The 13,498-nt window shown below is 69.8% G+C and carries 7 protein-coding genes; 3 read left to right on the top strand and 4 right to left on the bottom strand.

All coding sequences use genetic code 11. From position 1 onward, the window contains the following. Positions 1-308 precede the first annotated feature (308 nt). The 3 genes from ppdK to ACMA1D_RS03230 all read right to left on the bottom strand — a co-directional run bounded on the left by ppdK (position 309) and on the right by ACMA1D_RS03230 (position 6,215). A complete protein-coding gene (gene ppdK / locus ACMA1D_RS03240) occupies positions 309-3,041 on the bottom strand; it encodes a pyruvate, phosphate dikinase (protein ID WP_414722316.1) in 2,733 nt (910 codons plus the stop codon). 443 nt (positions 3,042-3,484) lie between these two features. Further along, positions 3,485-4,720, bottom strand: a complete 1,236-nt coding sequence (gene dusB, locus ACMA1D_RS03235) for a tRNA dihydrouridine synthase DusB (protein ID WP_414722315.1) — start codon at positions 4,718-4,720, stop codon at positions 3,485-3,487. Between the two features lie 616 nt (positions 4,721-5,336). Beyond that, a complete protein-coding gene (locus ACMA1D_RS03230; RefSeq protein ID WP_414722314.1) occupies positions 5,337-6,215 on the bottom strand; it encodes a helix-turn-helix transcriptional regulator in 879 nt (292 codons plus the stop codon). Positions 6,216-6,322: 107 nt separating this feature from the next. Here ACMA1D_RS03230 and ACMA1D_RS03225 point away from each other — a divergent pair, with 107 nt between their 5' ends. The 3 genes from ACMA1D_RS03225 to ACMA1D_RS03215 all read left to right on the top strand — a co-directional run bounded on the left by ACMA1D_RS03225 (position 6,323) and on the right by ACMA1D_RS03215 (position 10,306). After that, on the top strand, positions 6,323-7,834 hold the full coding sequence (locus ACMA1D_RS03225; RefSeq protein WP_414722313.1) for an MFS transporter: 1,512 nt from the start codon (positions 6,323-6,325) through the stop codon (positions 7,832-7,834). An 845-nt stretch (positions 7,835-8,679) separates the two neighbouring features. Further along, positions 8,680-9,696: an aldo/keto reductase gene (locus tag ACMA1D_RS03220; RefSeq protein WP_414722312.1), complete on the top strand. Its 1,017-nt coding sequence runs from the start codon at positions 8,680-8,682 to the stop codon at positions 9,694-9,696. A 7-nt stretch (positions 9,697-9,703) separates the two neighbouring features. Beyond that, positions 9,704-10,306 carry a TetR/AcrR family transcriptional regulator gene (locus ACMA1D_RS03215; RefSeq protein ID WP_414722311.1) on the top strand — a complete coding sequence of 201 codons (603 nt, stop codon included), beginning with the start codon at positions 9,704-9,706 and terminating at the stop codon, positions 10,304-10,306. Between the two features lie 196 nt (positions 10,307-10,502). On the opposite strand, the gene ACMA1D_RS03210 is transcribed toward ACMA1D_RS03215, so the two are convergent. Then, entirely contained in the window at positions 10,503-13,487 is a 2,985-nt protein-coding gene (locus ACMA1D_RS03210; RefSeq protein ID WP_414722310.1) for a protein kinase domain-containing protein, read from the bottom strand. Positions 13,488-13,498: the final 11 nt, after the last annotated feature.

The following is a 13,498-nucleotide window of genomic DNA, read 5'->3' as shown; positions in this document are numbered from 1 at the left end:
GAGCGGCCTCCGGAGGTATGTGGCCCGTGTCGGGCTTTGTGGTGGTGCGTGCGCCCGGTTCGGCGGTGCGTCCGCCCGCCCCCGGGTGGGGCTTCGCCTCGTTGGGGGCGCGCCCGCCCGGATCGAGTGGCGCCCTCGCCCGGCTGCCGGCGCGGCCGGCTGCGTGGCGCGCGTCCGCCCGGATCAGATGGCGCGTGCGCGTCCGCCCGGATCAGATGGCGTGTGCGCGCCGGTTGCCGGTCGGCGGCCGGTGTTCGTGCACCGGCCGCCGACGGCCTGGACCCGCAGGTGCGGGCCCGCCTGGGGGGTCAGCGGCTGTCGCTGCCGACCGACTCGGCCGCCGCCCGGCCCGCTTCGAGGCGGGCGACCGGGATGCGGAACGGGGAGCAGGAGACGTAGTCGAGGCCGACCTGGTGGAAGAAGTGGACCGAGTCGGGGTCACCGCCGTGTTCGCCACAGACGCCGAGCTTGAGGTCGGGGCGGGTGGCCCGGCCCGCCTCGGCGGCCGAGCGCACCAGCGAGCCCACGCCGTCCCGGTCGATCGTCTCGAACGGGCTGACGCCGAAGATGCCCTTCTCCAGGTAGGCGGTGAAGAAGCTGGCCTCCACGTCGTCCCGGGAGAAGCCCCACACGGTCTGCGTGAGGTCGTTGGTGCCGAAGGAGAAGAAGTCGGCCGACTCGGCGATCTGGCCGGCGGTCAGCGCGGCCCGGGGCAGCTCGATCATGGTGCCGAGAGTGAGCTTGAGGTCCACCCCGTGCGCCTGCTCGACCTCGGCGATGACCTGTGCGGCCTCCTCACGCACGATCTCCAGCTCCTGCACGGTGCCGACCAGCGGAATCATGATCTCCGCGCGCGGGTCGCCCTTGGCGTCCTTGCGCGCGGCAGCCGCCTCGGCGATGGCCCGTACCTGCATGGCGAACAGCCCCGGGATGACGAGGCCGAGGCGCACCCCGCGCAGGCCCAGCATCGGGTTCTGCTCGTGCAGCTTGTGCACGGCCTGGAGCAGGCGCAGGTCGTTCTCGTTGGCGTCCTGACGGGCCTCGGCGAGCGCCACCCGCACCGAGAGCTCGGTGATGTCGGGCAGGAACTCGTGCAGCGGCGGGTCGAGCAGCCGCACCGTCACCGGCAGCCCGTCCATCGCCTCGAACAGCTCGATGAAGTCGGCCTGCTGGAGCGGCAGCAGGTCCCCGAGCGCGGCCTCGCGGTCGGCCTCGGTGTCGGCCAGGATCAGCCGCTCGACCATCTCGCGGCGCTCGCCGAGGAACATGTGCTCGGTGCGGCACAGGCCGATGCCCTGGGCGCCGAACCGGCGGGCGCGCGCGGCGTCCTCGGCGTTGTCGGCGTTGGCCCGTACCCGCAGCCGGCGGACCCGGTCGGCGTAGGCCATGATCCGGTGCACGGCCCCGACCAGCTCGTCGGCGTCGTCGGCGCCGGCGTGCATGCGGCCCTCGAAGTACTCGACCACGGGCGAGGGCACGACCGGCACCTCACCGAGGTAGACCTTGCCGGAGGAACCGTCGATGGAGACGACGTCGCCCTCCTGCACGACGGTGCCGTCCGGCGTGGTCAGACAGCGCCGCTTGGTGTCCACCTCAAGCTCTTCGGCGCCGCACACGCAGGTCTTGCCCATGCCGCGGGCGACGACGGCGGCGTGCGAGGTCTTGCCGCCGCGGGAGGTGAGGATGCCCTCGGCGGCGATCATGCCGTTGAGGTCGTCGGGGTTGGTCTCGCGGCGGATCAGGATGACCTTCTCGCCCGAGCGCGACCACTTGACCGCGGTGTACGAGTCGAAGACGGCCTTGCCGACGGCCGCACCGGGCGAGGCGGCGATGCCCCGGCCGATCTTCTCCGCGGCGGCGCTCTCGTCGAAGCGGGGGAACATGAGCTGCGCGAGCTGGGCGCCGTTGACCCGCTGGAGCGCCTCGGCCTCGTCGATCAGGCCCTGGTCGACGAGTTGGGTGGCGATGCGGAAGGCGGCGCCCGCGGTGCGCTTGCCGACGCGGGTCTGGAGCATCCACAGCTTGCCGCGCTCGATGGTGAACTCGATGTCGCACAGGTCCTTGTAGTGCGTCTCCAGCGTCTCCATGATCTGCATCAGCTCGTCGTAGGACGACTTGTCGATGTTTTCCAGATCGGCGAGCGGCACGGTGTTGCGGATGCCGGCCACCACGTCCTCGCCCTGGGCGTTCTGGAGGTAGTCGCCGTAGACGCCCTGCTGGCCGCTGGCGGGGTCGCGGGTGAAGGCGACGCCGGTGCCCGAGTCGGGGCCGAGGTTGCCGAAGACCATGGAGCAGACGTTGACGGCGGTGCCGAGGTCGCCGGGGATGCGCTCCTGGCGGCGGTAGAGCTTGGCCCGGTCGGTGTTCCACGAGTCGAAGACGGCCCGTACGGCGAGGTCCATCTGCTCGCGCGGGTCCTGCGGGAAGTCGCGGCCGGTCTCCTTGGCCACGATGCCCTTGAACTCGTCCACCAGCTTCTTCAGGTCGCCGGCGTCGAGGTCCACGTCGACGGTGACGCCCTTGGCGTGCTTGGCGCCCTCCAGCGCCTCCTCGAAGAGCTCGCCGTCCACGCCGAGGACGGTCTTGCCGAACATCTGGATGAGGCGGCGGTAGGAGTCCCACGCGAACCGCTCGTCACCGGCTTGGCCTGCGAGGCCGGTCACCGAGGCGTCGGAGAGCCCGATGTTGAGGACGGTGTCCATCATGCCGGGCATGGAGAACTTGGCGCCGGAGCGCACCGAGACCAGCAGCGGGTCGTCCGCCTGGCCGAGCTTCTTGCCCATGGTGGCTTCGAGGGCGGAGAGGTGCGCACTCACCTCGTCCCGCAGCGCCGACGGCTCCTCGCCACTGTCGAGGTAGACCTTGCACGCCTCGGTGGTGATGGTGAACCCGGGAGGGACGGGCAGACCGAGGTTGGTCATCTCGGCCAGGTTCGCGCCCTTGCCGCCCAGCAGATCCTTCAGGTCCTTGTTGCCCTCGGTGAAGTCGTAGACGAACTTCTGGGACTCAGGCTGTACGTGGGGATCGTTGTTTTCCGACACGGTTCTCGACACCTCGCTGAGGTACCCCCGGACGTGGGTCCGGGGGACGGCTGCCCTGACGGCGGGGAGCGTACCCAGATCGAAGGTTCATGGGTATGTCCACTCTCCGGTCATTCGGCCGTAACTGGGTGGCCGCCACGAGATCGAAAGTGATCCACACCACGAGACCTGTGATCCATCGATAAGTTGACGTTCCGGAACGCGCCTTCAGACTCCGAAGACACGGTGTCCGTATGGCCCGATTTTCGGCACGTACGGCGACGCCCCGCAAGCGGAGCGCAGCCACGCGTACGACTGTCGAACCCATCAAGGGTGGCACTGAGTGCCACGCATTGGAGAGGTGTGAGCGCTCAGAAGCACAACTGGATCAACAAATGAGCGTGCTCATTTGAGCAAACCATCGATCACACGTGGCGAGAATCACGCCCCTGGCGGACCGGAAATCACCCGCCAGACGTATCCAGCTCGGCCTCGGCACCCACGAAGGCAGCGTCGTAGGGATCATTGAGCCAGCCGTCGGGCAGAACCACGCGGTTTCGGCCAGATGTCCGACCGCGCGGGCCGTCAGCACCCGCAGGCCAGGGCTGGTCGAGGTCCAGATCGCTCATCAGAGCGGCCAGTTCGTCCAGCGATGAGGCGACCGCGAGCCGCTTCCGCATCTCTGAACCCACCGCAAAGCCCTTGGTGTACCAGGCGACGTGCTTACGGAAGTCGATGACGCCCCGCGCCTCGTCCTCAAGCCACTCGCCGAGCAGCTCGGCGTGGCGCAGCATCACCCGCGTGACCTGGCGCAATGTGGGCGCGGCGAACCCGGTGGGGCCGCTCGGGAGCGCCTCCCAGGCACGGCCTGCACCGGCTCCGGAAGCCGGCCGCACCCCGCCGTCGCCGCCCTGGGTGGCACCGGGTGTCGCCTGCTGGCCGAAGGCGGCCACCAGATCGCCGAACAGCCAGGGCCGGCCGAGGCAGCCGCGCCCCACCACGACCCCGTCGCAGCCGGTCTTGCGCACCATCCGCAGGGCGTCCTCGGCCGACCAGATGTCCCCGTTGCCGAGCACGGGAATCTCCGGTACGGCCTCCTTCAGCCGGGCGATCGCCGACCAGTCGGCCTCGCCCCCGTAGTGCTGGGCGGCGGTCCGACCGTGCAGCGCGATGGCCCGTACGCCCTCCTCGACCGCGATCCGCCCGGCATCCAGGTAGGTGAGGTGGTCGTCGTCGATGCCCTTGCGCATCTTCATGGTCACCGGCAGCTCACCGGCGCCGGCGACCGCCTCGCGCAGGATCGCGCGCAGCAGGTGCCGCTTGTACGGCAGCGCGGAGCCGCCGCCCTTACGCGTCACCTTCGGCACCGGGCAGCCGAAGTTGAGGTCGATGTGGTCGGCCAGGTCCTCTTCCACGATCATGCGGACGGCCTTGCCGACGGTGACCGGGTCCACGCCGTACAACTGGAGGGAGCGGGGCTTCTCCGTACCGTCGAAGTGGATCAGCCGCATCGTCTTGGCGTCCCGCTCCACCAGCGCCCTGGTCGTGATCATCTCGCTGACGAACAGGCCCTGCCCACCGGAGAACTCCCGGCACAGGGTGCGGAAGGGCGCATTGGTGATGCCCGCCATGGGGGCGAGGATCACCGGGGGCACCACCGCGTGCGTACCGATGTACAGCGGCTGGGTCTCGACGGTCATCTGGGACGCGTCCCTTCCGAGTGTCAGGGGTGGGGGCAGACCTCCCATTGTCCCCCATCCGCGTGACGCGCTGCGGCGAGCGCGCCCGCCGCGACCGACGCCGCCCACCCGGCGGGGCTCGGCCGTACCGACTTCCGCCCTGTTCGCCTCCACCCCGCCCCGCTTCCGCCCCGCGCCGCTCCCGTGCCGCCTGCTTCCGTGCCTCGTGCCCGCGCCTCGGCCCCGTCTGCCTCCGTGTCGCACGTTGTCGCCGTGTTCGCGGCGGCTCGCTGGCGGCGCTGCTCGGCGGCGCTCTCCGGCGCGGCGCCGCTCCCCGCGTGCGTACGGCGCGATCGACCCGGCAGGCGCTCGGTAGGTACGGGTTACGCGTGCTGGTCGACCTCGGTACGGGTACGCGTCCTGGTCTACGCGGCCACGGGGCGGCGGGGCGGGGGTGGGGCTGGGGCTGGTTTGGGGTCAGGTGGGGTCGCGAGCCGGTGACGTACGGCAGCGGGGCCGGCGGGACGGGGCCACAGAGCGGTGGGGTGAATCGCGGGGTCGCGAGACGGTGAGGCGGGCGGGCTCGCGGGCGGGGCCGCGAGGTCGGCGGTCTGGTGGTGCGGGGTACGGGCAGCGCTCACACTCCGGCCGGCTCGGCGGGGGCGCCCGCGGTGATCATTTCCTGGAGTCGTTCGAGGCGGTGCCTGGACTCATCGTCCGAAGGCACGTAGACGATCATGCGCGGCCCGGGGCGTGGGCCGAGCCAGGACACCTGGTAGTCGAGGTGCAGCAGCCCGACGTGGGTATTGAGGAAGCGCTTGGTGCGCTCGGGCGCCACCCGCATCACCTCGTGCCGGTCCCAGATCTCGCGGAACTCCGGCGACGCCTGCTGGAGCCGGCCCAGCATGTGCTTCCACGCCGGCTCCGTGATGTGCTCGGCCATCGCGGAACGGAACTTGGCCGCCATCGCCCGAATCACCTTGTCCCGGTCGACCAGCCCCCTCTTCCACTCCGGATGGGTGAAGGCCAACCACATGCAGTTGCGTTCGTGCAGCTCCAGGGCGTCCATGTCGCACAGCAGGTTGCCGTAGGTGCTGTTGTACGCCAGCAGGTCGTACCGGCTGTTCTGGACGCAGGCCGGGAACGGCTCCAACTGCCGCATCATCACCCGGACCGGCTCGGTGACCGTCGAGCAGCGCGCGCCGGGCGCCGGATCGACCACCCCGGCGAGCGTGAACAGATGGGTGCGCTCGTTGCGGTCCAGGAGCAGCGCCCGTGCAATCGCGTCGAGCACCTGCGCCGACACGTGGATGTCCCGCGCCTGCTCCAACCACGTGTACCAGGTGACGCCGACCGCCGAGAGCTGCGCGACCTCCTCACGGCGCAGCCCGGGCGTACGCCGCCGGACGCCGCGCGGCAGGCCCACCTGCTCAGGCGCTATGCGCTCGCGCCGGCTACGCAGGAACGCAGCCAGCTCGTTGCGTCGCACAGCACTCTCGGGCCCATAGGTGGTCATCGTCATGCTCCTAGAGTGCGCGATGCGCCATCCCGTTTCCAGGTACTCCTGATACCAGGATAAGAAGACTCTGGTACCCCTCTGCGCCACGCAGGATCGTCAACCACGTGAACCAGACCCGAGTGCGATCCACCACCACACGCCCCTCATCCCCCGCAGCCCCCCGGCCCGCCGCCGACGGCCCCGCCGCCACCGCGTCCGAGCCCGCGACCACCGGCGCCCCACCCGGCGCCGCCGCCTCCGCGCTCAGCGGACTCGGGCTGTTCACCGTCCTGCTCGGCGCGGCCCTGCCGCTGATCGACTTCTTCATCGTCAACGTCGCCCTGTCAGCGATGGACCGCGACCTCCACGCCGGCCCCGCCGTCCTGGAACTGGTCGTCGCCGGGTACGGGGTGGCCTACGCCGTCCTGCTGGTGCTCGGCGGCCGACTCGGCGACATGCTCGGCCGCCGCAGGCTCTTCCTGATCGGCATGGCCGCCTTCGGACTGACGTCGCTGGCCTGCGGCCTCGCCCCGACCGCCTGGACCCTGGTGGCCGCCCGCGTCACCCAGGGCGCCGCCGCCGCGTTCATGCTGCCGCAGGTCCTCGCCACCATCCACGCCACCACCACCGGCCCCCGCCGCGCCCGCGCCATCGGCCTGTACGGGGCGACGGCGGGCCTGTCCATGGTCGCCGGGCAGATCCTGGGCGGCGTCCTGGTCGCCGCCGACCTCTGGGGCACCGGCTGGCGCTCCGTTTTCCTCGTCAACGTGCCGGTCGCACTGATCGGCCTCCTGCTGGCGCTGCGCACCGTCCCCGAGACCCGTTCCGACCGCCCCACCGACGTGGACATACCCGGCACCCTGCTGCTGGCCGTCTCACTGATCACGCTGCTCCTCCCGCTGACCGAGGGTCGAGCCGCCGGCTGGCCGCTGTGGACCTGGCTGCTGCTGGGCGCGTTCCCGATCGCAACCATCGCCTTCTACCTCGTGGAACACCGCGCGGAACGGGCCGGCCGCGTGCCGCTGGTGCCGCCGAGCCTGTTCGCCCTGATCGGCCTGCGCCGCGGCCTGCTCCTGGTGCTGCCGTTCTCCATCGGCTTCGGCGGCTTCATGTTCGTCATCGCCGTCGCCCTCCAACAGGGCATGGACTACGGGCCCGTCGCCGCCGGCCTGGCCCTCGTCCCCATGGCCGTGGCGTTCTTCCTGGTGTCCCTGGCCGGCCCGCGGATCGTGGCCAAGTTCGGCAGCCGGGTCGTCGCGGTGGGCGCCCTGATCCAGGGCGTCGGCATGACGATCGTGCTGCTGACCGTGGTCCACGGCTGGCCCGACCTCGGCGTACCGGCCCTGGCCCCCGGCGTGGCCCTCGCCGGCATAGGCCAGGCCCTGCAACTGCCGGTCCTCTACCGGATCGTCCTCGCCGACGTCCCCGCCGACCGAGCCGGCGTCGGCAGCGGCGTCATGGTCACCACCCAACAATCAGCCCTGGCCCTGGGCGTGGCCACCCTCGGCACGCTCTTCCTCTCCCGCACCACGGCGGTGGGCATGCGCGAAGCACTGATCACCACCCTGGCAGCCCAACTCGCCATCATCGCCCTCACCGGCCTACTGAGCCTGCGACTGCCCCGCACGGTGCGGTGAGGGAGTGCGTGGGTTGGCGGGTCAGTGGGCGGGGTGGGGTGGCTGTGTGAGGTGGTTGGGGGGGGTGGGGCGGGTGAGTGGCGCGTGGGTGGGGCGAGCGGGCATGGGGGGACTGTGTGGAGTGGCTGGGGGTGGGGTGGGTGTGCATGGGGCGGCTGCGTGGAGGGGTGGCGGTGGGGGGCGGGGAGGGAGGGGAGTGGAGTGGAGTGCCTGTGGGTGGTTTGTACGTGGGACGGGCGGTCCGTGTGCTGAATGGCAGGGGTGAAGGGGTGAGTTGAGAAAGGTGGGGTGGGGGGTGGAGGGGGAGGGGGGCAGGGGGCGGGGCGGGGGCAGGGGGGACAAGTAGGGAGAGGTGTAAGGGCAGGCCCGCGCGGTGGGGCGCGGTATCTGAAGTGACGCGGCGCACTGAGGCGCGGCGCGACGAGAAGCAGCGGGAGGGCGGGGGCCAGGGGGGCTGAGTTGAGGCTGGGGATGAGGAGAGGGGGGTGAGGGAGGCTCGTGCGCGTAGAGGGGACAGCGCGGCAGGCGGCAGCGCGAGCGTGACCGACCCTCCCCGCTACTCCGCGGGCACACAGGCACACGGGCAACACGAATTCATTGGGCGCGCAGACAAGCGGGCTCCCGGAGCCGCCGAGCGCGCGGAATCGTCAGCCGCGTCGGCAGACTGCGCGGGGCAATGCAACGCCCCAGGTCCCCCTCGCCCCCACCCCATCGAGTGACAGATATTGAAATCTGTCATCTCGCTATGCATACTCGATAGCAATGGCAAGCCGCCGCCCCTCCCCTGGGGCCGTCGAGCTTTCCGATCTCTCCTGCCTCCCTCGAACCTCCCCTGGAGTAGCGCCATGCGTTCCACCTCCCTCGGCACCGCCGGCCCTCAGGTCTCCGCGCTCGGTCTCGGCTGCATGGGCATGTCCGCCCTGTACGGCGGCCCCGTCGACCGCACCGAGGCCATCAGCACCATCCACGCCGCCTTAGAGGCAGGCATCAACCTGCTCGACACCGGCGACTTCTACGGCATGGGCCACAACGAGCTGCTGATCCGCGACGCCCTCGCCGCCCGCCCCGGCTCCCGCGAACAGGCAGTGCTGAGCGTGAAGTTCGGCGCCCTACTGGGCCCGGACGGCGCGTTCCTGAGCCAGGACGGCCGCCCCGACGCTGTCCGTAACTTCCTGACCTACTCGCTCCAACGCCTCGGCACCGACCACATCGACGTCTACCGCATCGCCCGACTCGACCCGAACGTCCCCATCGAGGAGACCGTGGGGGCCATCGCCGAGTTGGTCAAGGAGGGGTACGTACGCCACATCGGGCTGTCCGAGGTCGGCGCGGACACCCTCCGCCGCGCCGCGGCCGTCGCCCCCATCAGTGACCTTCAGATCGAGTACTCGCTGCTCTCCCGCGGCATCGAGGACGCCATCCTGCCCACCTGTAGCGAGCTGGGCATTGGCATCACGGCGTACGGGGTCCTCTCCCGCGGCCTCATCAGCGGCCACTGGCAGCAGGACCGCAAGCTGTCCGCCAAAGACTTCCGCGCCACCAACCCCCGCTTCACCGGGGCCAACCTCGCCCGCAACCTGCACCTCGTCGAAGCACTGCGCGCCCTCGCCCGGGCCAAGGGCGTGAGCGTGGCCCAGATCGCCATCGCCTGGGTGCTCGCCCAGGCCCCGCGGCACGGCGCGCACATCGTCCCCCTGATCGGGGCGCGCAGCAGGGCACGACTCGCAGAATCGCTGGGGGCTCTAGACGTTAGGCTCAGCCCTGACGATCTGAGCGCCATCGAGCAGGCCATACCCGCCGGAGCCGCTGCCGGCGAACGCTACTCGGCCCACCAGATGGCGTACCTCGACAGCGAAAAGTAGGGACCCCATGCCGCCAGCCCCGCGCGAGCAGGAGCCGCTGACTCCGGACCGCATCCTCGCCGCCGCCGAGGACGTGCTGCGTCGCTACGGGCCGGCGAAAGCCACGGTGGTGGACGTGGCACGGGCTCTCGGCGTCAGCCACGGCAGTGTCTACCGGCACTTCCCGAGCAAGGCGGCACTCCGCGAGGCGGTCACGCAACGCTGGCTGAACCGGGCCACCGCAACGCTGGACTCCATCGCCAACGAAGGGGGCCCGGCCAGGACCCGGCTGGAGCGGTGGCTGGAGACCCTGTTCGAGGCGAAGCGGCACAAGGCGGGGGACGATCCGGAGCTCTTCGCCACGTACATGGTGCTGACCGGCGAGAACAGCAATGTGGTGGACCAACACGTCGACGACCTGGTGGGCCAGCTCTCCAAGATCCTCCAAGCGGGTCACGACCAGGGCGAGTTCGCACCCCCCGAGACGGACTACTCAATAACGGCCCGAGCGGTCTTCCACGCCACCGACCGCTTCCACAACCCGTCGTACGCCGCCGAGTGGGCCCGCCCCGGCATCGATGCGGACTTCGCGGCGGTCAGGGATCTGGTGGTGCGGGGGTTGGCGCCGTAGACGTCAGACGGGCAGTGGCAACGCCAGTCCACTCTCACTCTTGCGCGACGCGGCAAGAGCAAGCCCACGGAGACAGGCTGGCTGCCCCAAGTTTCTGGGGCAGCAGACGGTCAGGCGCCTTGTAGCGGAACTGTGTTCCCTCTACGCGACCGCCACCAAGGCAATCACTGTAGGTTTTGGGCGCCAAGGCTTATCGCTACCTCACATGTGCGTTGAGGAGTGATAAGCCGCCCAATCCTGCTTGAAGCCCCTGCAACATGGGCGATCTCAGGAATGCTTCCTCTCGGACGTACATCGGGATGAAGGCCGCCTGCCGCATGACCTCACGATCCACCGCAGACCACAGAACACTCGCTTCCTCGACGGTCTTTGCGCTTATGGCGGCGTCGATCGCCGTATCGACATCGGCGCTGCGGAGCTGCGCCATATTCATCACAAATGGCGGCCCTCGGCGACCATCAAAGAGATGGTAGAAGCTGGCAGAGGAGACGGGCAGAAAATATCCACCGATAGGCATGGCAAACATATCGAAGTCACCATCTTGCGGAAATGGAAGCTCACTACCGTTGAACCGCTTCACAAGCACCTGGAATCCGGCATTTTCCAGACTGTTCTTGACAACCTCTTCGACCGGGCCGATATCGACACTTCCAAGGGAAATCCGGAAACCAACCTTTCCGGCATCCCGAAGAATCCCTCGCGCCTTTTCCGGATCGCCTCGAAGGCCAGCCCCGTAGATGTCGAATGGCCGACTTCCCTTTAGTCCGGGCGGCATGAGATGGTGGGCGACTTTCCCACGCTCCCCGCTCGCCTGGAGCACCTCCTGTGCGGGCATCGCAGTGGCGATGGCCCTACGAACGGCTACGTCCTGGACTCGATCCGTATTGATCACATAGGACTCCACACGCGCAGCCGGAACCTCAGGGGTCCAGACGAGCGAGCCCAACTCCCCATCTGTTGCTTGTTGAGCAAACGGGGTACTGGGGGCCGCAATCGCCTCCCGCTCGGCAGCATTCGCCACGCGAGAGCGCACATCGTTCGAACTCACGCCCTCTTCGATCTCGAAGCGGTCAGGATACGCGGTACGCAATGGATCGGAGTCGGCTCGCCACTCTCGGTTGCGGACGAGGGAGACCCCTTCGGGATGTCGCGCGGCAATCTTGTACGGTCCGGTCGCCGGAACCTCTCTCCCGTTCCGCACTTCCGGAAGAGGGCTCAGATCCGACATGAGGACATTGAAGTCGGCACAAGGGTACTCAAGGTGAAACGTGATAGTCAGACTGTCGGAAGATTCGAAGGTTCCCGCATCAAGCGCACCATCGAACTCCACTCCAAGCAACCTGTTGAGAATTCCTTGGCTCCCCCTATTGTCCGCCTGTAGCGCCTTCTCCACTGCCAGCCGAAAATCAGCCGGGCGCACCGCGGAGCCATCTTCGTACGTAAGATTCGGCTTGAGCTTAAACGTCCACGTTCGGCCGCTATCGGACGAACTACCGGAGTCCCGGGCCATGTCGCCGACGAGTTTTACAGTGCCGTCAGGTTCGGTCTTGAGCCCCGTGAGTGTTCGGTAGACGAGCCGCGTAGTCGAACTCAGAGTTTCCCCGAACGGCCTACCCCTCCCTAACAGGAACGGTTCCCACTTCTCCAATACCCGCACCACTCCCCCGGCGCGGGCATCGGTGACCGGGCGGGCTGGGCCCTGGGAGTCGGTGGCGTTGCCTATCGTGAAGGAGGACGTTTTGGCTACGTCGGCCACCGGTGCCGGCTTCTGGCGGCTCTTTCGATCGGCGGGTGCTCCCTGGCCCGCCCCGCCGCCCCCGGTGCCGCTGTCGTCGCCGAAGGGGTCAAGGACCATCAGGGCGGCGATCAGGGCCGCGACGGCCGTGACCGCGACGGCCCCGAACCACCAGCGGCGCCGCGGGCGTTCGACGGCCGCCGGGGCGGCTGCGATGACCGGCGCAGCGCCCGGCCCAGCAATGGGTGCGCCGATCGGCTCAGCAGGCGCGACGGCCGGGGTTTCTGCCGAGGTCGGCGCGGCAGCCGCCGGTGTAGCTACCGGCGGCGCAGGAACGGCCGGCGCGGGGACGGGCGGTACAGGGGCCGGCGGCTGGCCCCACGCCCCAGCCCTGGCCTCAGCCACAGTCCCAGCCGGCGAAGCCGAAGGCGAGGGGGGCTCCCGGTCAGCGGCCGACGGTTCGGCCGCCGCATCGGCGCCGGGGTCCGAGGTGGGTGCCACCGACGGCACCGTCGATGGCGGTGCCGAACATGGCGCCGAAGACGGCGGCGGTGGCAGCGGCGGACGGGGCGGAGTGGTGCCGGGTGCCGGTTCGACGGGCGCCGATGGTTCCGTCAGCGCCTCGAACGCCCGGCACGCCTCCTCGGCAGTGGGGCGGAGTTCCGGAGGTTTCGCCAGCATGTGGGCCACCAGTTCGTCCCACTGCGCGCCGGTGCGGGGGCGGCGCCCGGAGAGGGGTGGCGCGGGTTCGTACACGTGGTCGTGCATGAGGGCGACGGCGGACGCCGCGTCGAACGGGGGCGCGCCGGTGAGCATCTCGTACACCATGCAGCCCAGCGAGTACACGTCCGCCGGCCGGTCGTCGCCGCGGCGGGTGAAGCGTTCCGGGGCCATGTACTGGAGGGTGCCGACGGGTGAGTCGGAGGTTCCGGTGAGGTATCCGCCGTCGGTCGCGGCGCCGATGAACTTGGCGATGCCGAAGTCCAGGACCTTGACGGTGCCCTCGGTGGTCAGCATGACGTTGGCGGGTTTGATGTCGCGGTGGATGATTCCGGCGCGGTGGGCGAAGGCGAGGGCGCGGCAGATCTGGCCGGCGATGTCCGCGGTGCGCCGCGGCGGTAGCGGCCCTTCGGCGGCGAGGAGTTCCCGCACCGTCCGCCCGGCGAGCAGCGGCATCACCAGGTACGGGGCGTCGTCCGCCCGGCCGTGGTCGAAGACCGGAACGATGTACGAGCTGTCGAGGGACGCCGCGGCGCGCGCCTCGCGGAGGAACATGGCGAGCAGCCGTTCCCGCTGGGGGCCGCTCGCGCTGGTGGGCAGGGTCAGGAGCTTGACGGCGACGTCGCGGGCGAGCCGTTCGTCCCGGGCCCGCCAGACCTCGCCCATGCCGCCCGCGCCGATGCGCCCGATGAGTGTGTACCGGCCGTCAAGGACCGCACCCAGCATCCTCGGGTCCT

Source organism: Streptomyces sp. 796.1, from assembly GCF_047525675.1.
Taxonomy (GTDB): Bacteria; Actinomycetota; Actinomycetes; order Streptomycetales; family Streptomycetaceae; genus Streptomyces.
This window is presented reverse-complemented; position numbering and strand designations above follow the sequence as displayed.

Bases quoted from the DNA above. Each gene is read 5' to 3' on its own strand.
- ACMA1D_RS03215 (WP_414722311.1), top strand. From the start codon at position 9,704: ATGCCGCCAGCCCCGCGCGAGCAGGAGCCGCTGACTCCGGACCGCATC.
- ACMA1D_RS03220 (WP_414722312.1), top strand. From the start codon at position 8,680: ATGCGTTCCACCTCCCTCGGCACCGCCGGCCCTCAGGTCTCCGCGCTC.
- dusB (WP_414722315.1), bottom strand. From the start codon at position 4,720: ATGACCGTCGAGACCCAGCCGCTGTACATCGGTACGCACGCGGTGGTG.
- ACMA1D_RS03230 (WP_414722314.1), bottom strand. From the start codon at position 6,215: ATGACCACCTATGGGCCCGAGAGTGCTGTGCGACGCAACGAGCTGGCT.
- ACMA1D_RS03210 (WP_414722310.1), bottom strand. From the start codon at position 13,487: ATGCTGGGTGCGGTCCTTGACGGCCGGTACACACTCATCGGGCGCATC.